The 19,412-nt window shown below is 37.2% G+C and carries 15 protein-coding genes and 1 pseudogene; 4 read left to right on the forward strand and 12 right to left on the reverse strand.

What is annotated here, in order from left to right; translation table 11 throughout:
- Positions 1 to 5: 5 nt before the first annotated feature.
- Together HMPREF3237_RS04710 and xerS are read left to right on the forward strand one after the other, a co-directional pair.
- Positions 6 to 1,853, forward strand: a complete 1,848-nt coding sequence (locus tag HMPREF3237_RS04710; RefSeq protein WP_006152013.1) for a zinc-ribbon domain-containing protein — start codon at positions 6 to 8, stop codon at positions 1,851 to 1,853.
- Between the two features lie 277 nt (positions 1,854 to 2,130).
- Positions 2,131 to 3,201: a tyrosine recombinase XerS gene (gene xerS, locus HMPREF3237_RS04715; RefSeq protein WP_070889005.1), complete on the forward strand. Its 1,071-nt coding sequence runs from the start codon at positions 2,131 to 2,133 to the stop codon at positions 3,199 to 3,201.
- 76 nt (positions 3,202 to 3,277) lie between these two features.
- Here xerS and HMPREF3237_RS04720 read toward each other — a convergent pair whose 3' ends face one another.
- The 12 genes and pseudogenes from HMPREF3237_RS04720 to HMPREF3237_RS04775 form a co-directional block, all read right to left on the reverse strand.
- Positions 3,278 to 3,919, reverse strand: a complete 642-nt coding sequence (locus HMPREF3237_RS04720) for a hypothetical protein (protein WP_070889006.1) — start codon at positions 3,917 to 3,919, stop codon at positions 3,278 to 3,280.
- 108 nt (positions 3,920 to 4,027) lie between these two features.
- Positions 4,028 to 5,017 carry a lipoate--protein ligase gene (locus HMPREF3237_RS04725; protein ID WP_070889007.1) on the reverse strand — a complete coding sequence of 330 codons (990 nt, stop codon included), beginning with the start codon at positions 5,015 to 5,017 and terminating at the stop codon, positions 4,028 to 4,030.
- Between the two features lie 58 nt (positions 5,018 to 5,075).
- Positions 5,076 to 6,779 carry a dihydrolipoyl dehydrogenase gene (gene lpdA / locus HMPREF3237_RS04730; protein WP_070889008.1) on the reverse strand — a complete coding sequence of 568 codons (1,704 nt, stop codon included), beginning with the start codon at positions 6,777 to 6,779 and terminating at the stop codon, positions 5,076 to 5,078.
- 38 nt (positions 6,780 to 6,817) lie between these two features.
- The gene (locus tag HMPREF3237_RS04735) at positions 6,818 to 7,861 is read right to left on the reverse strand and encodes a dihydrolipoamide acetyltransferase (RefSeq protein WP_070889009.1); all 1,044 of its coding nucleotides are present in this window, start codon (positions 7,859 to 7,861) and stop codon (positions 6,818 to 6,820) included.
- Positions 7,862 to 8,189: 328 nt separating this feature from the next.
- Complete coding sequence (locus tag HMPREF3237_RS04740) at positions 8,190 to 9,182, reverse strand: alpha-ketoacid dehydrogenase subunit beta (RefSeq protein ID WP_070889010.1); 993 nt, start codon at positions 9,180 to 9,182, stop codon at positions 8,190 to 8,192.
- A 16-nt stretch (positions 9,183 to 9,198) separates the two neighbouring features.
- Positions 9,199 to 10,167, reverse strand: a complete 969-nt coding sequence (locus tag HMPREF3237_RS04745) for a thiamine pyrophosphate-dependent dehydrogenase E1 component subunit alpha (RefSeq protein ID WP_070889011.1) — start codon at positions 10,165 to 10,167, stop codon at positions 9,199 to 9,201.
- A gap of 168 nt (positions 10,168 to 10,335) precedes the next feature.
- Positions 10,336 to 11,676, reverse strand: a complete 1,341-nt coding sequence (locus HMPREF3237_RS04750; RefSeq protein WP_070889012.1) for an MATE family efflux transporter — start codon at positions 11,674 to 11,676, stop codon at positions 10,336 to 10,338.
- Positions 11,677 to 11,719: 43 nt separating this feature from the next.
- Positions 11,720 to 12,988, reverse strand: a complete 1,269-nt coding sequence (locus tag HMPREF3237_RS04755; protein WP_006145567.1) for a dihydroorotase — start codon at positions 12,986 to 12,988, stop codon at positions 11,720 to 11,722.
- A 12-nt stretch (positions 12,989 to 13,000) separates the two neighbouring features.
- On the reverse strand, positions 13,001 to 13,465 hold the full coding sequence (locus HMPREF3237_RS04760) for an NUDIX hydrolase (RefSeq protein WP_006145568.1): 465 nt from the start codon (positions 13,463 to 13,465) through the stop codon (positions 13,001 to 13,003).
- Positions 13,466 to 13,474: 9 nt separating this feature from the next.
- Positions 13,475 to 14,128 (reverse strand): uracil-DNA glycosylase, encoded by a 654-nt coding sequence (locus HMPREF3237_RS04765; RefSeq protein WP_070889013.1) that lies wholly within the window; start codon positions 14,126 to 14,128, stop codon positions 13,475 to 13,477.
- Positions 14,129 to 14,139: 11 nt separating this feature from the next.
- Positions 14,140 to 14,895: a DUF4336 domain-containing protein gene (locus HMPREF3237_RS04770; RefSeq protein ID WP_070889014.1), complete on the reverse strand. Its 756-nt coding sequence runs from the start codon at positions 14,893 to 14,895 to the stop codon at positions 14,140 to 14,142.
- Between the two features lie 64 nt (positions 14,896 to 14,959).
- A pseudogene (locus HMPREF3237_RS04775) lies at positions 14,960 to 15,651 on the reverse strand (YjjG family noncanonical pyrimidine nucleotidase).
- A gap of 529 nt (positions 15,652 to 16,180) precedes the next feature.
- Between HMPREF3237_RS04775 and HMPREF3237_RS04780 the strand changes: the two are divergent.
- Both HMPREF3237_RS04780 and HMPREF3237_RS04785 read left to right on the forward strand, forming a co-directional pair.
- Entirely contained in the window at positions 16,181 to 17,932 is a 1,752-nt protein-coding gene (locus HMPREF3237_RS04780) for an LPXTG cell wall anchor domain-containing protein (protein ID WP_070889015.1), read from the forward strand.
- 344 nt (positions 17,933 to 18,276) lie between these two features.
- Positions 18,277 to 19,412 (forward strand): Ig-like domain-containing protein (locus HMPREF3237_RS04785; RefSeq protein ID WP_083327674.1); only part of this gene is annotated, 1,136 nt, incomplete at its 3' end.

A 19,412-nucleotide genomic window follows, 5' to 3' on the forward strand; every position in this document is an offset into this window, starting at 1 on the left:
AAGAAATGAACAAGAAAGTTAAAGATAATCCAGCTATTTACATGTACTGGGATCAAAAACGAAATGTTCTTGACCCCAAAAAATTATCGTCAAATAGTTTAAAATATGCCTATTGGTCTTGCCCTTATTGTCAACACCATTGGGAAGCGAAAATCATTGATGTGCAGCTTGACAGTTATGAATATCTTAGGTGTTGCCCCCATTGTGGATTAGGTGAACGTTCCATTGATGAAAATGAGAGCGTCCTTCAGGTTTATCCCGATTTCAGAAATTATATAAACTACAGCATTGAGCGAGATGAAGAATTAGATGAGAAACTTCTTACCTTGCCGTTCAATAGTAAAAGAAAATTCAATTTTAAATGTCCGACGTGTCAATTAAGTTGGAAAGATTCTGCGACAAATAAGAGGTTATTTCAACTAACAAGTGGGGATTTATTTCATTTTGGCTGCAATGAAACTTCCTATCATTGCGATTACAAATCAATTTATCCAAATTTAGCTAAAATCTATAGCGAACATTTAAACAAATTTAAATTTAACGAACTGAAGCTGAGTTACAATATAACAGTACCTATCCATTGGGAATGTGATAAGTGTCATTGCAAATTTGAATTATCTATTGATAGATTATTGAACCGAATTAAAAGAAGTGGTCATTACTGTTTGGAGTGTCATTCTTCATTTGAAGAGTTATTGGATAAAGATTTTGATGTTTCTCCTCTATCTTTTTTAAATTCTTCCATGCTCAAGGAGTGGTCTAAAAGGAACAATAATACACCTAATCAAGTTGATGTATTATCTAATGTTCATGTGTTATGGGAATGTACGAATTGTCACGGAGAGTATTCATGCTCACTATTTGAAAAAACAGATAGGTCTTGTCCATTTTGTTCAAATAGAGAAAAACTTCAGGATTTTAATACACTAAATGAAACACATCCCTATTTGAGGGAATTTTGGGACCTCAGTAATGAAAGGGATTTTTCCGAATATTGGTTTAAGTCAAATAATGTAGTTAGTTGGGTTTGTCCTTGTTGTAAAATCAACTTTCAATGTAGCCCAGCCGAAATGATCAGTCGAACCGATTTAGAAAATCAAAACTTTCAAACATGTCCCAATCAATGTGACTGGAGGACTGAGGTATTTAAAAATAATATTTTCCTTAAAGAACCAAAACTCATCAAAGAATGGAGCGATAAAAATAAAATTCCTATTCATTTATCTCAGACAACAATAGAAACGAAAAAATATTGGTGGGATTGTTCAAAGTGTCATGGGACATATTTATGTTCTATCCCAATTCGAAGAGAAGTTTCTCAGTGTTGTCCTTTCTGTAACAACGATAAGCCTCTGAATGGGTATAATACATTTGATTATTTGTACCCTGAACTAGCAAAATTGTGGGCACCAAATAATAAAGTCTCAATAGATAGTTTTGTTCCATTATTAACTGAAAAAAGGTTTTATTTATGGCGCTGCAAAGAATGTAACTTCGAATTTCATGAGCGCTTCAGCATTATATTAAATAAGTATTTAAATTCCGAGACAAAAGATCTTAAAGAAATGTGTCCATTTTGTGCAGAATTAAAAGAAAGACAAGATAATATCTCATTTGAAGATTTGATGAACGAGTGGGACTATCTTAACAATCTTATTCTAGGGGATCCAGAAAGAATCCCAAATAATACGCAATTAAGATTTTGGTGGATTTGTAAGAATAATCCAGAGCATCGTTATAGAATGGCTATTGTAGATAAGATTGCAAATGTAAAACGATCTATCGAGCCATGCATATTTTGTAAAGGGCGTAGACGAAAAAGAGAACATTTTGTTCCTTATAGGAAAATTTAAAAAACAGGTTCAAATTTGAACTTGTTTTTTATCATAGATTTTTATAAAGTACATTATTTTAAAAGATTGTATTTTTAGTTTTCAAGTAGATAGTGTACAGAATTTTAGTATGCGAAAGATTTAGTTTTCACGGGAATAAAGTACATTATTTCGAGAAAAATTTTTTCCAGTTAAACTTTGTATATCCCCTATAACATCTTTCCGAAAAACTATAATTTTCTTGAAAAATACATCTAGCTATGCTATACTACTAGTATAGAAAGATTTGGAGAAAAACATGAAACGCGAGATCTTATTAGAACGTATCGATAAACTCAAACAGGTCATGCCTTGGTACGTTTTAGAATATTACCAATCAAAACTGGCCGTTCCATATAGTTTTACGACCTTATACGAATACTTAAAGGAATACGATCGATTTTTCACCTGGGTCTTGGAATCTGGTATATCAGATGCTGACACCATGGCCAATATTCCCTTAGACGTTCTGGAGCACATGACCAAGAAAGACATGGAGTCCTTTATTCTTTACTTACGTGAACGTCCTCTGCTCAATGCCAATACGACGAAAAATGGGGTTTCTCAAACAACCATTAACCGTACCCTTTCTGCACTATCTAGTCTCTATAAGTATTTGACCGAGGAAGTTGAAAATGAGCAAGGGGAACCTTATTTCTATCGTAATGTCATGAAGAAGGTTGCGACCAAGAAAAAGAAAGAAACCTTGGCTGCGCGAGCTGAAAATATCAAGCAAAAGCTCTTTTTAGGGGATGAAACAGAAGCGTTTTTGAATTATATAGATGAGGAATACCCTCAAACACTCTCAAATCGCGCCTTATCTTCCTTTAATAAGAATAAAGAGCGAGATTTAGCCATTATTGCACTGCTTCTTGCCTCTGGTGTCCGTCTCTCTGAAGCGGTTAACCTGGATCTTCGAGACCTCAATCTTAAAATGATGGTGATTGACGTTACTCGTAAGGGTGGAAAACGCGACTCAGTCAATGTGGCTGCCTTTGCTAAGCCTTATCTGGAGCAATATCTTGCTATTCGAGACAAACGCTATAAGTCAGAGAAGACCGATACAGCCCTCTTTCTGACCTTGTATAGAGGTGTTCCAAACCGGATTGATGCCTCTAGTGTTGAAAAGATAGTCGCAAAGTATTCAGAAGATTTCAAAGTCCGCGTGACGCCCCACAAACTACGCCATACTCTTGCAACCCGTCTTTATGATGCAACCAAATCCCAAGTTTTGGTCAGCCACCAGCTGGGACATGCTAGCACACAGGTAACGGACTTGTATACGCATATCGTTAATGACGAACAGAAAAATGCCTTGGATAGTTTATAAGATACATAATATAAATTATGTAATATTTTTTCAAAAAGAGCGATAGATTTTTAATTATCTAACGCTCTTTTTGTTATTATAAAAATTCAATCCAATAATTTCTGTGCGGTTCAATAATAACTGGCTTTCCTATAAATGATTTTAGATAGGCTAAGTTGGCTGGACTAACTGGTCTTTTTTCACCATTGAACTTCTCTGCGCTATCTTTTGTTAGAAAGCATTTAACAGCTTCATAAGGAGTACCGTCACTAGCTGTACGATCGATACCCATATAAGCAATTTCATCACCTTTCTGTGGGTTATCAGTCAGAAGTTTACCAATAAAGTAGACCGTTTTATCTTTCATTAATTCATAAGCCTTACTATTTTCAAGACGGTTATTAGCTGCAGCGTACATAATGCAAAAACTATCAACAATGTCTTTTAGAGGCATTAACGCTTCTTTGCTTACGATGATTTCCTCAGGAGCAAGACCACCAATAATCAATGCTTTAAAATGTGCTTGCTGAATAACATTATCTAAAGCCATTCCTAATGGTAGTTGGACAGCTTGATAACCTAATGGCTCTAACTCTTGTTTTTTCTTATCGAAATTCTCTTGTGTGATACTAATGTTTAAATCATAAGGATTTGTAGTTTCTTGATTCTTAAAAAATGCTACCACAATACGATCTAACTGTTCAAATAGACCGAGATTTTCAATTGGAACCTCTATCATTTTTAATTTTTCCTTCCTTATTTAAAAAATCAACTACATTATACTCTCATCATGGATGATTATCAAGTTTAAAAAAAGAAATCCATATTACATGGATCTCTTTTGATTTTATTCTACAACTGCTTCAGTGATTTCTTCTGCAGTGATTCCTGCGAAGTAACGACCTAGGTTAAGGGTTTGAAGGGCTTTAAGAACATCTTCGCGTTCGTACTTAACACCACGAAGGACATCTTCTACAGCTGCTACGTCTTCGATACCAAAGAAGTCCCCGTAAATCTTGATGTCTTGGATTTTGGATTCAATAACATTAGCAAAGATTTCAACCTTACCGCTTGGGAATTTAGTTCCACGACGGACATTATACTCTGGTGATTTACCATAGTTCCAATCCCAGGTACCGAACTTGGTTTCCTTGATATGGTTGATTTCAGCCAATTCTTCATCTGAGAATTGATACTCAGTCATCTCAGGGTATTCTTTTTTCATGTATTCCAAGAGTAAATCACGGAATTCTTCAACAGTGATCTTTTCTGGCAACTCATCGATAATATTCGTTACACGAGCACGGACTGATTTAACCCCTTTTGATTCAAACTTAACTTTAGAGACTTTAAGTGCGTTAGCTAGGACTGACAAATCTACGTCAAAGAGAAGACAACCATGGTGCATGATACGGCCATTGATATAGGCTTGTGCATTTCCACAGAATTTCTTACCGTCGATTTCTAAGTCGTTACGGCCTGTAAATTCAGCTTTAACACCAAGTTCAGCCAAGGTATTGATAACTGGAGTAGAGAAGCTCTTGAAGTCAAAGGCCTTGTTTTCATCTTCTTTTGAAATGATGGTATAGTTAAGGTTGTTCAAATCATGGTAAACAGCACCACCACCACTGATCCGACGGACTACTTCAATTCCATTTTCACGAACATAGTCACGGTTAATTTCTTCGATGGTATTTTGGTGACGACCTACAATGATAGATGGTTTGTTGATCCAAAGAAGGAAGATTTGATCTTCATCAAGAAGATGCTTAAAAGCGTATTCCTCTAAAGCAATATTAAAGGCAGTGTCGTTTGAATGATTGATAATGTATTTCATAAGATACCTTCTAATACGATAGAGACTGGAAAATAATTCCAGTCTAGTCTATCTATTTTTATTTTTTCTTAGGTGAATGGATAGCCATTCCAAGAACATCAGCAAATGCTTCGTACATAACTTCAGAGTATGTTGGGTGTCCGTGGATTGTCTTAAGCATTTCTTCTACAGTGATTTCCATTTCGATGATGCTTGACGCTTCATTGATCAATTCAGCTGCTGCTGGACCAATGATATGAACACCAAGGATTTCACCGTATTTCTTGTCTGCAATGACTTTAACAAATCCTTGAGCTGCATCAGATGCAATGGCACGTCCGTTTGCGGCAAAGTTGAATTTACCGATTTGGACATCATATTTCTCACGGGCTTGTTCTTCAGTCAAACCAACTGCTGCTACTTCTGGAAGTGTGTAAATAGCTGCAGGAGTCAAGTTCAATTTAGCAACATGGTGATTTCCTTTAAGGGCATTTTCAGCCGCTACTTCACCCATACGGAAGGCAGCGTGGGCCAACATTTTAGTACCGTTGATATCACCTGGTGCATAAATACCAGGAACAGAAGTTTCCATGTATTCATTAACTTTGATACGACCACGTTCTAATTCAAATTCAACATCACCTATACCCTCAAGGTCTGGAACACGACCGATTGAAAGAAGGGCTTTATTTGCGATGATATCATCTTTTCCTTCAACCTTGATACGAAGTTTGCCATCTTCTTCAATGATTTCTTGAAGTTTAGTACCTGTCAAGATAGTCATACCTTTACGTTCAAGAATCAAGCGAAGGTTCTTAGATACTTCTGCATCCATAGCTGGAACGATACGATCCATCATTTCGATAACAGTAACTTTTGAACCAAATGTCATGAAGGCTTGGCCAAGCTCGATACCGACAACTCCACCACCAATGATCACAATGCTTTCTGGAACTTCGTTCATTTCAAGGATGTCGTCACTCGTCATCACAAGTGGAGATTCCATACCAGGAACGTTAATTTTACTTACTTTTGAACCACCAGCAAGGATAATCTTCTTAGTTTCAAGCAATTCAGAACCATTTACCAAGACATTCTTATCTTTTGTGATTGTACCGATACCTTTATGTACAGTAACTCCGTAGCTACGAAGAAGTCCTGCAACTCCACCTACAAGAGTATTGACAACTTTAGATTTAGTTTCTAGAAGTTTGTCCATGTCAACAGTGAAGTTAGGATTTTCAATCACAATACCACGATTTGCTGCATGACCGATATTTTCGATAATTTCAGCATTGTGAAGGTAAGTCTTAGTTGGGATACATCCGCGGTTCAAGCAAGTTCCACCAAGTTCAGATTTTTCAACAAGGGCAACCTTACCACCCAATTGAGCTGCCTTGATAGCAGAAACATAACCAGCAGGTCCACCACCAATAACAACGATATCATAAGCATCATCGCTCTTACCGTCATCATTTGAAGCACTTGCTGCAGGTGCTGGGCTAGCTTCTGGTGCAACTGCTCCAGCTGTTGGGATATTTTCCCCTTCTTCACCAAGATAACCGATAACTTCAGTAACCGGAACCGTTTCACCATCACCTTTAAGGATAGCGATCAAGTAACCGTCTTCTTCTGCTTCCAATTCCATGCTGACTTTGTCAGTCATGATTTCCAAAAGGATTTCTCCTTCTTTTACAAATTCCCCGACTTTTTTATTCCATTGGACGATTTGTCCTTCTGTCATATCGACGCCGGCTTTGGGCATAATTACTTCTAAGGCCATATCTTTCTTCCTTTATCTATATTTCTAAAACAAATATTTTAAACCAACATTGAGATTGGGTTTTCAATTGAAGCTTTTAAGTCTTTCATAAACTTAGCACCAGCCATACCATCTACGACACGGTGGTCAATTGTTAAACCAAGACTCATAATTGGACGAATCACGATTTCACCATTCACTACAACCGGTTTTTCAACTGTTGAGCTAACACCAAGAATTGCTGAGTTCGGTTGATTGATGATAGGACCAAATGATTGAACACCAAACATACCTAAGTTACTGATGGTGAAGGTTGAATTTTGCAATTCGCTAGGAGCTAGTTTACCATCTAAGGTACGTCCAATAACGTCCTTAAATGCAACTACCAACTCAGACAAGCTTAATTTTTCAGCGTTATAGACAACTGGAGTCATAAGACCGTTATCCATACCAACCGCCATCGCAAGATTTACATAGTTGTGAGTGATAATTGTCTTACCATCTTCTGTCAATGAAGCGTTGATGTATGGATGTTTCATAAGAGTCTTAACAACAGCAAGAGAAAGCAAGTCTGTTACAGTGGTTTTCTTACCAGTTGCTTCCATAATTGGATCAAGAACTTTCTTACGAAGGGCAAGCATTTCAGACATATCTACATCGTAGTTAAGCGTAAAGGTTGGTGCAGTCAAGTATGACTCAACCATACGTTGCGCAATAACCTTACGCATAGGAGTCATCGGAATGCGTTCGATTTCTCCATAAGGTGTTACGTTGTCTGGAATTTCTTCCACTTTCTCAATTTGAGCAGGCGATTTGATAGTGTCATTTTCGATATTTTCAGGAAGATAGGCCAAAACGTCCTTCTTCATGATTTTACCACGATGACCAGTACCTTGGATTTCTTGCCAAGCAATATTATGCTCTAATGCAATTCGTTTTGCGAGTGGTGAAATGCGAACCACGTTAGTGTCTTTATATGTTTCCACGTCTTCTTTGTGGACACGACCGTTTGCGCCTGAGCCAGAAATATCGTAGAGATTAATTCCTAAATCATCCGCTAATTTTCTAGCTGCAGGAGTCGCTCTTAGCTTATCATCAGCCATGACCTCTCCTATTCTATACTAAGATATTAAGGACGAAGAGGGCAATGAAAAAATAGGAGATTGACGATGTGTTCGATGAACACAAGGAAATCTATCTTTTTTTCACAGACCTCCGTCCGAATTCAATTACATGATACTAAGGGCATTAAAAGTCAAAGTGAAAATAGAAAACTTGACGAAGAAACTTTAGTTTCTATGAAAGTTTATTTTTTTCACACAGACTTTAGCCCGTGCTCTAATCTAAGATATCAAGTTCGTAGAGAACTTTGCATCTATAGATACAAAGCTTCTCGTCTGATTAATTTGTTCACATAATTTATTTTATGTATCATTGTTTGTTGTATGTTTTACGGATTGCATCTTTGATGCTTTCAACTGTTGGAATCATTGCATTTTCAAGATTTTGTGCGTAAGGCATCGGCACATCTTCCCCTGCACAACGGCGAATAGGTGCATCTAAATAATCGAATGCTTCTGACTCAGAGATAATTGCTGAGATTTCACCGATGAAACCACTTGTCTTGTGGGCATCGTTGACAAGAACTACTTTTCCAGTCTTCTTAACTGAGTTAATGATGATTTCTTTATCAAGTGGAACCAAGGTGCGTGGGTCTACTACTTCTACTGAGATGCCTTCTTCAGCCAATTCTTCAGCTACTTGCATGACACGACGAAGCATTTTACCGTATGTTACTACAGTTACATCAGTTCCTTCGCGTTTGATTTCTCCAACACCAAGAGGGATAGTATAGTCTGGATCAACAGGAACTTCACCTTTTTGGTTAAATTCTGATTTATATTCAAGAATGATAACAGGGTTGTTGTCTCGGATTGAAGACTTAAGAAGTCCCTTCATATCAGCTGGTGTACCTGGAGCTACAACCTTCAATCCTGGGATGTGAGTGAACCATGATTCCAATGATTGTGAATGTTGTGCTGCAGAACCTACTCCGTTACCAGCAGCACAGCGGATTGTCATTGGTACTTGTCCTTTTCCACCAAACATGTAACGAGTTTTAGCTGCTTGGTTGACGATATTATCCATGGCAATAACAGAAAAATCCATGAAAGTCATGTCAACGATTGGACGAAGTCCAGTCATAGCAGCACCTGCTGCTGCACCAGAAATAGCTGCTTCGGAAATCGGACAGTCACGTACACGTTCTGGCCCAAACTCCTCTAACATACCTACAGAAGTTCCGAAGTCTCCACCAAAAACTCCGACATCTTCACCCATCAAAAGCACATTTTCATCACGACGCATTTCCTCAGACATTGCAAGGATAATGGTATCGCGGAAAGACATTAATTTTGTTTCCATATTTCTCTACTTCTCCTTAGTCTGCGTAAATATCTTCAAATGCTGATTCAAGCGGAGGGAATGGACTTTCTTCAGCAAATTTAACAGATGCTTCCACTGCTTCCTTAACTTGCGCTTGAATTTCTTCGAGTTCTTCTGCACTAGCAATATTATTTTCAACAAGGTACTTACGAAGATTTTCAATTGGATCTTTTTGTTTCCACTCTTCTACTTCTTCGCGTGTACGATATTTACCTGGGTCTGAAGATGAGTGACCAAGCCAGCGGTAGGTTACACTTTCAATCAAGACAGGACCTTTACCAGAGCGGACATGATCGACTGCTTTCTTAAATCCTTCGTAGACATCGATAACATTGTTTCCATCAGGGATAAACATACCAGGAATACCGTATGCAGCGCTACGTTCATGGATATGTTGAACATTTGTCATTTTCTTAATATCTGCTGAAATTCCGTATCCGTTATTGATGCAGTAGAAAATAACAGGAAGATTCCAGATTGAAGCCATATTCACCGCTTCGTGGAATACACCTTCGTTTGTTGCACCATCACCGAAGAAGCAGACGACAATCTTACCGGTATTTTTCATTTGTTGAGTGAGGGCAGCACCTACTGCAATTCCCATACCACCACCTACAATACCATTAGCACCAAGGTTACCAGCGTCAAGGTCGGCGATATGCATTGACCCACCTTTACCTTTACAAGTTCCAGTGTATTTACCTAGGATTTCAGCCATCATTCCATTGAGGTCGATACCTTTGGCAATGGCTTGACCGTGACCACGGTGATTCGAGGTAATCAAGTCGTCTTCGTTTAAAGCCAACATAGCCCCAACGTTTGCCGCTTCCTCACCAACAGAGAAGTGCGTCATTCCTGGCACTTTCCCTTTTTTTACCAATTGAGCAATCTTCAAATCCATACGACGGATTTCTTCCATCTTACGGAACATCTCAAGTAGAAGATTTTTATCTAGAGTTGACATAATTTTGCCTTTCTAAGTTTAAATTCTTGTAATTCTATTTTACTTTATTAGTACATCAGAGTCAAAAAAAATGTCTATATTTTTCACAATATAAAAAAAGAAAAGTCAATAAAATCAAGACTTTTCTATACATAGAATAAATATTTCACAAACTAATTTGTTTAAGTATTATTTCATTTTATTTATAATAACTTGTAAACGCCACTGATAGAGGAGACCACTGACTACTAAACTTATAATGAGACCGATCCAATATGAATAAGGTCCTAAACTTGTCGTATAATCCAAGAGCAATCCAAGAGGAATAGCTACGCCCCAGTATCCAATGAGGCCAAGATAAAAGGGTATAACCGTGTCCTTGTAACCTCGCAAAATGCCTTGTAAGGGTGCTGCAAATGTATCAGCTAACTGGAAAAACAAGCTATAGGTCATAAAACTAGCAGTTAAGTGAATGAAATCGGAATCGTATCCATATAGTCTGGCAACATTTTCTCGAAAAATATACAAAAAACTGAGAGTTAACATTGCGAACACCATAGCGGATAGTCGACCAATTTTAATAAATTTCTTAGCATCTTCTAAACGCTTTGCACCTACTTCATAAGAAACAACTATAGCCATAGTCGTTGAAATACTCATAGGAACAGCATACATAAGTGACGAAAAATTCATAGCTGATTGATGACTAGCAATGATCAATGATGAGAATTTTGCCATAATCAATCCAACTGCTGAAAAAATAGCAACCTCTGCAAATACTGTTCCGCCAATGGGTAATCCTAATCTGATTGCTTCTTTTATCTGATTCTTGTCTAAAGGTAAACGATTCTCTAAATGAAATTCTTTTAGTTTTTCTTGTTTAAGAAGGACTAGTATAGAAATTAGTAACAAAGCCCAATAAGCCAAGGAAGTCCCAAGTCCAGCTCCAGCTCCTCCTAACTCAGGAAAGCCAAGAGCCCCGTAAATCAAGAGATAGTTGAAAATACTGTTTAAAGGTAATAAAAGGAGCATCAAATACATGGATAGCTTGGTTAATCCCAGTGCATCCAGTAATGAACGAATAACGCTAAAGAGTAAGAGAGGAATAATTCCAATAGCTAAAAGCCATAGGTAACGAATTGCTATATCTGCTACTGCTGCTTCTAGCCCCATGTTGTTTAGAATAAGTGGCGCCACAAAGAAAACTAAAACAAATAGAAAGATGGATAAACCAAGCGAAAGATAAAGAAATTGATAGAAGTCAGAAGCTACTTTCTTCTGTTTTCCTCGACCCAAATGATGTCCAATGATAGGAACTAGAGCTGAAACAATACCAGTTAAGAAGGTAAAAAATGGATTCCACAAACTAGTAGCCATTGTTATTCCAGCCAAATCAATAGTATTGTACTGGCCAGTCATGGTCGTATCTACAAAGGAAGCAGAGTAATTTGCTAATTGATAAATCAAAATAGGAAAGAAAATCTTGAGAAACAAGACAAACTTATCTTTAGATTGATGTGTTGGGTACATACAGACCCTCTCTAAATTTTGTTTTTATAGAGCAGTTTTTCACCTAGTTTTTGTAAACAATTTGTCCACTACAGATAGTAAATTTTACCTGCCCTTTTAATTGCTCACCGATAAATGGTGAATTAGATGCTTTTGATGCGAAATGTGTGTCTACGATTCGGTCCGCCTTATCATCAAAAATGGTAATATCAGCTGGACCATTTTCAGCCAAATAACCTGCTTCAAGTTTATACAATTTGGCTGGATTTACTGTCATTTTTTCAAGCAATTGCATCAAACTTAACTCACCAGTTTCAACCAAATAAGTTAAACCTAGTGACAAGGAAGTTTCCAATCCAGTCATACCTGATGGTGCCTTGGTAATATCTTCGACATTCTTTTCATCAGCGTGGTGTGGCGCGTGGTCAGTTGCAATTACAGAAATGACTCCAGATTTAAGCCCTTCAATAACTGCACGACGGTCAGACTCCAGACGAAGAGGTGGATTCATCTTAGCGTTACTTCCTTTAGTCAAGAGAAGCGCTTCAGTCTTAGAGAAATGTTGCGGTGCTACTTCTGCAGTTACGTTTGCTCCCAAGCCTTGAGCGAACTCCACAACTTTGACACTTTCTTCTTTTGACAAATGCTGGATATGAACGTGAGCCTTAGTCGCATAGGCAATCATGACATCTCGAGCAATCATCGCATACTCTGCGACACCAGTCGCTCCGCAAATATGGAAGTGCTCTTTAGCAATGTTTTCATTAAAACCTAGCGTACCATTCAATCCAGGATCCTCTTCGTGAAGACTGATAAAGGTATTCAACTTTTTAGCCGCTTCCATGGCTTCCTTGACAACTTTGCTACTTTCGAGAGGAATCCCATCATCAGAAAATCCAACAGCACCTGCTTCTAAAAGTGCTTTAAAATCAGTTAAATCTTGTCCATTAAAGTTTTTGGTAATCGTTGCTACAGATTTAACGTTAATCTTTTCCTTGGCCGCAGACTGAAGAACTTCCTCTAACGTCTCAACATCTGAGATGGTTGGATTGGTATTCGCCATCATAACAACCGTCGTAAAGCCACCCGCAGCAGCTGCTAGTGCACCTGTATGAATATCTTCTTTATGAGTCTGACCAGGTTCACGGAAATGAACATGGATATCCACCAAACCGGGTGCAACTACAAGACCAGTTGCATCAATAACCTCTGCATCTTTTTCACTAATTTGTGGTGCAATTTTGACAATTTTACTGTCTTCAACCAAGATATCACACACTTGATCCAAACCAGACTTAGGATCCATTACTCGACCATTTTTAATTAGTAACATCTGCTTTCTCCTTTATTCGTAGAAATCCACTTGGGTATCCAATAACTTATCACCATCATAAACAAACTTTGCTGAAAAGAAGGGCTTATCTTCTAAAAGCCACTCGACAAAGGTATGGTCCCCTTCCCAGGTCGGCTTGCTGAGAACTTCATCATAAGGAACCCATTCCAGAGTTCCCTCATCGCACTCTATCAATTCACCCTCAAACTCAGTTACTTTAAAAACATAAGTATACCAGTCCAAGTCTGGTGTAAATTCAGGGAAAGTAATAATACCTTTGAGTACAGGCTTTGCTTTTAACCCCGTTTCTTCGAAAATCTCACGGGTCGCACACTCTTGAGGAGTTTCACCCTTTTCAAGTTTACCTCCTACTCCTATCCACTTCCCTTCATGGACATCATTGGGCTTTTTATTTCGATAAAGCATCAGATATTCTTTTCCATTATCAATGTAACAAATCGTCGCTAACTGAGGCATAATATCTCCTTATCTAAGCCAATCAATTGGCTCTTGTCCAGTTTTTTCTAAGAATGAATTGGCTTTGGAAAATGGTTTTGAACCCCAAAATCCTCTGTAAACAGATAAAGGACTAGGGTGAGCAGATTCTAAAATTAAATGTTGAGGGTTGGTTACCAGCGCTTTTTTCCTGCGAGCATAAGAACCCCACAGTACAAAGACTATTGGTCTATCCAAATTATTGACAACCTTTATAACAGCATCCGTAAAAGGTTCCCAAATTTGACCAGCGTGCCCATTTGCTTGACCAGCTGGAACTGTTAGACAAGCATTGAGAAGCAAAACACCTTGCTGAGCCCATGAAGTCAAATCATGGGACTTTTTAATACCAATATCATCAGAAAGTTCTTTCAAGATATTTTGCAAGGAAGGAGGAGCTGGAATACTATCTGGAACAGAAAAACTCAACCCCTGAGCCTGACCAGGCCCGTGATAAGGATCCTGCCCCAGAATCACCACTTTAACCTCTTCTAGAGGAGTTGTCAAAAGAGCCTGAAAAACCTTTTCTCTAGGTGGATAAACAATTCCTTGTGAGTAGACATTCTCCATAAATTGATTGATTTTCCCAAAATAACCTTCAGGTAATTGCTCCTTAATCAAAGCATGCCAAGATGAGTGTTGCATCTTTCTCCCCTTTATCGTATCCATCTAAAAGCACGTCTTAATTCATCCGTACCATTTTTAAAAAAGCATAATCCATGTGCAAGTATAATCTTATCCGGTTTCCAGTTTAGCATACGGAAAAAAGACATTTTTGCTTCCCCTTGTCTTCCTAAAAAAGTCATCCGATAATCAATAGGAGTTTGACCATCAGGGGCTGTTACACGAGCTAAACGATAGAATCTTCTTCGGATTGGACTAGCTATCTTTTCCGGTTCAAAATTCTCTATAAGGTCTGTTACTATGAGTGTTTTAGTTGATTTATGAAAAAAGACCACCTCTTCGATGACAGAACTTCCCTTAAAAATAAGTTGATCAATCTCATCAGACCATAGGTCGGGAGCCATATCTGTTAAAGGAGCATCAAATTCTACCTTGACATTCTGACTTTTCGCTCTCTCTTCAACTCCTGGACTAGACCATGCTTGCGCATGAGGATATCTTTTTCTCCAATCTGCAATATAGGCGTAGTGAATCTTATTTGGTGAAATCAGGTAAGCGACTTTGCCCAAAGCGTCTAGTTCAGTAAATAGTCCCTTATTTGGCGCAATCGGAGAGTGAATCCAAAGTTTGCCATCATTTAACTTAACCACCGTCATACGTGTCTGAAAAGGAAGCTTGAAGATCTTCATATCCATTTGAATCAAATCACCATCTACTATCCAGATATTTTGATCAACTTCCTTTAGTGTATACAATGGTTCATAAAGAGAAAGTTCTGGCCTTGACATCGTTAACTACTCCTTCCTTAATACTGCCTCTATTATAGCAAAAAGTGGCTATCTAAACCACTTTTTACAGTTTATCTAAGATTTCTAGCAAAGCCTGATAAGAGTCGACTTCATAAGTTGGCTGGGCTTGGGTCTTGTTTTCAAGATGATGAGGATTGTACCAGATAGTATCGATGCCAGCATTATTCCCCCCTGAATATCAGCTGATAAGGAGTCGCCAATCATAAGGGCATGATCTTTATCAAAGTTAGGGATTCGAGCTCCAATTTTCTCATAAAATGCTGCATCTGGTTTTTGGGTATGGAGTTGCTCAGAAATGAAGATTTCCTTGAAATAGGGTGCAATACCAGATTGTTCCAAACGGCCTGTCTGAATAAAGGTAATTCCATTTGTCGCAGCATAGAGTTCAAATCCCTGATGTATCAATTTTTTTAATAAATCTTCCACACCTGGGAAAATCTGTCCCTGTTTAGACAGGAAAAACTGGTAACGCTCTGCTAAGTAGGCACCATCTTTTTCAATGCCAAAATGAGCAAACAATTTTGCAAAACGTGTATTGACTAGTTCTTGTTTTGTAATCTTTTTCAGCTCCAAATCCTTCCAAAGTGTTTTGTTCATTGGCACATAATAATCCTTGTATGCTTGGATATCCTCAACTCCTTCTTCTTTTAGGAGGTGCGATAATGCTACATCCTCAGCAGCATCAAAATCAAGTAAAGTATGATCGAGGTCGAAGAGTAAAAATTTATAAATCATCAATTCATTGTCCTGTATTCAGTATTCTTTATATAATATACTTCAAAGTATAGCACAAACAGATAGAATAATAAATTCTCACACGATTGATTTTCAAATAAGTAATTTTAAAAATATAATAAAATTTAATATAAAATTTCTAGTATTCAAAAATAGATAATTCTTAGATTTTTGTAAACTGTTGAAATGATTTTTATTATCATTAGATAAAACACTAAAAAGTTTAAACGTGATAAAACAAAGAATGTAAGCGGTTTTTATATTGTTTTAATTCTTAAGAGACAGATAATTTATAAGTTTTTGTGATTTTTTTAATTTATAGCAAATTCTGCATATATATTATTGATGTACACATTATAATGTGATATAATTCACCTATAGGATAGTTTTAGTAATAGACTAGGAGGAGGCCAGCAATAAGGGTGTCTATAAAATCATCCTATATAAAAAAATTGATTCAGGGAATATTACTTAAAGTATAATTTTTTTGTATCTTAAGAACACCAATCTAACAAAAGGAAGGAAAATAATGAAGAACAAAAAGAAATTGGGAATCTTTTCTTTTATTATTTGCTTATTGACAACTGTCTTTGTATTTAGTTTGAATAAAACATTTGCTGAAACTCCTGAGATTTCAGTAAATGGAAAATTTGTAGATGCAATTACAGATGTCAAAGTTGTAAATAATGAAGGTGGAGATCTAACTTGGGATTTAGCGCAATGGGCTACATTCCGTATCAATGCAAAATTTGATTTATCTGGAAAAAATGTCAAAGCAGGGGATACTACTGTTATGACTGTACCAGACGCTTTGGTGGTTACTTCACAATCATTCGAAATTAAAGATATCAATACAAATGAGATTATCGCGCACGCTAAAGTAAGTGCGGATAACAAGTCCATTTCTTTAACTTATACGGATTATGTTGAAAAACATAACGATACAAATGGCTCTTTCTTCTTCTATGCTCGTGTCGATTTCAAAAAACATCCTCAACAAGGAGAAATTCCAATTGAGATTACGATAAACAAAGAATCAAAACCTGCTGGGAAGATTACATTTAAAGGTATCGGTGATGGTGATCCAAAAGTTTTAACAAAGACTAGTTGGGTTAATGAAGGTGATAAAAGAGAGGTCCAATACACTATTTCAGTCAATCGTACAAAAGAGAATATTAAAGGTGTAACGATTGAGGACCACTTGCAATTTACAAACGCTAGCTATGTAAAAGATAGTATTAAAGTTATCAAAGGTAAATTCTCTTTCGAAACTGGTGAATGGGTATTCTCTGACCGTGTTGATGTTACAGATCAACATAAAGTGACAGTCGCTGAAGATGGACAATCTTTCGTAGTTGAGTTAGGAGATATTACTGAAGCGGACCAATATCGTATTTCTTATAACGTTCGTCTAAATTATGACCCTGTTGATGGTGAGTTATTGAAAAATGAAGCAACTCTTAAAGGTGTTGGTATTGAAAGTACGAGCGTAATTAATGGTGCTGCAGTTCAAATTGCTGGTGGTGCTGGTCTTGGTTATGTTTACTCAATCAATATCCATAAAGTAGATGAGGCGAATCAACCACTTAAGGGTGCTAAATTTAAAGTAGTTCGTCAAGCTAACAATCAAGTGATCGGTGAATACGAAACTGATGAAAATGGTAATATTGCTGTTAACAAACTGTTGAAAGATAAATATATTATCACCGAGGTTGAAGCACCATCAGGCTATGTCATCAAAGTTGCGGATACAGAAGTTAACGTTGACGATTTTGGAGCTGATCATTCAGTAACTAAAACAATTGTGAATCCAAAAGAAGAAACAACAACGACAACTACTACTACGACCACAACAACGACTACAACAACTGAAGAGCCTACAACTACTTCAACTACAACAACAGAAGAGTCTACAACTACTTCAACTACAACAACTGAAGAGTCTACAACTACTTCAACAACCACAACTGAAGAGTCTACAACTACTTCAACTACAACTGAAGAGCCTACAACTACTTCAAGCACAACAACTACAACCGAAGAGCCTAAGACTACTTCAACCACAACAACTACAACTGAAGAGCCTAAGACTACTTCAAGCACAACAACTACTACAACCACTGGTGAAGAACCTAAATCTACAGTAACAACAACAAACGACAAACCAGGACTTCCTAATACTGGTGAAGGCAAAGGAACGTTAGTTACTATCATTGGTTTTGTAACTCTCATTTCATCAATCGGTGCCATTGCATTCTTACGTAAAAATGAAAAAGAATAAGGTTAAAGATTGATTAACTATATAAAGGACTATTTCAAAAATAGTCCTTTTTCATTTCCTCGACGAATGAATCATTGCTTACAAACATTGTTCAAAGTAAATGTTTAAATTTTTTCAGAGAATTTAATATAATTTTATAATTAGAACAGTTAAATACTTGAAGTTTTATTTATTTGTGATATAATTCACCTTATAGGATATTTTTTTGATAATTGACTAGTAGGAGGTGCATTTTTAGTAGTGTTGTCTTGAAAAAGTAACCTATATAATTATGCATATATTTGTAAGTTTTGGTTTTAACATCCAAATAAGTGTAAAAATTTGGAGACAAATAGGAGAAGGAAATGAAAAAAAATAATCTAAGTAGACTTGCAAAAGTCTTCTTTCTTGTATTTTTACCCTTATTGTTCATAGTATTTTCGCAGTCTGATGTGGTAAAAGCTGGAGATGTCAGTAATAATATTAGCTCACTGACTGTTTCATCAAATGAAATCACAGATGGTGGACAAACAACTGTTAAGTTTACATTTGACGAGCACGCACAAAAAATCCAACCAGGTGATACATTAAAAGTTAATTGGACTAGTTCTGGTACAGTCTATGGGGTAGGTTTTAAAAAGACTATTCCTCTAAACATCGACGGAACTTACGTTGGAGACATGGTCATTACTGATGGCTCTGCTACTGTTACTTTTAACGAAGCTATCAAAAACCTTCAAAACATCCGTGGTTGGGGTGAATTTGAGATTGAAGTTCATAATAATACAGCAACTGATAAAGAACATGTTGGTAAATTTACTATCATCAGTGGAGATAAGACAGTTGATTTAAGCGTTAAGAAAATGGCTACCGGCGTAAACAACGCTCCATTCTATCTCAAAGCAGGTGATATGCACGCTGATGATCCTGAGCATATTCTTTGGACTCTAACCATTAATGCTATGAACTTAGAGGTTGATGGTGACGTTCGTGTGGAAGACGAAGTGCAAGGCGGACACAAACTTGTGACAGATAGCTTCAGTATTACAACGACTGGAAATAAACCTGGTTACTTTGCCGGCGATACAGCGATTGAAGATTTCAAAACTGCTTTCCCAGGCTCAACATTTACCGTAGACGCTTCTGGAAAAATCACTGTTACAATTCCAAAAGACTTGATCAACAAGACTGGCGTTCTTATTTTCTATCGTACAAAAGTAGAAAACGAAAACCAAAAAGACTTCAAGAACAACACAAAAGTTTGGTACCAAGTCAAAGGTGAAACTGCGGTTGTGGCCAAAGAAGTAAACGCATCTGTGGCAAACATCAATGCAAACGGTGGTGTGGATGGCGATCAAACTTCAACTACCACAACCACAACTACAACAACTACAACTACGACTACAACTGAAGAGCCTACAACTACTTCAACAACCACAACAACAGAAGAGCCAACGACTACTTCAACAACTACAACAACAACTGAAGAGCCTACAACTAC

Source organism: Streptococcus sp. HMSC34B10 (assembly GCF_001839505.1).
Lineage (GTDB): Bacteria > Bacillota > Bacilli > Lactobacillales > Streptococcaceae > Streptococcus > Streptococcus peroris.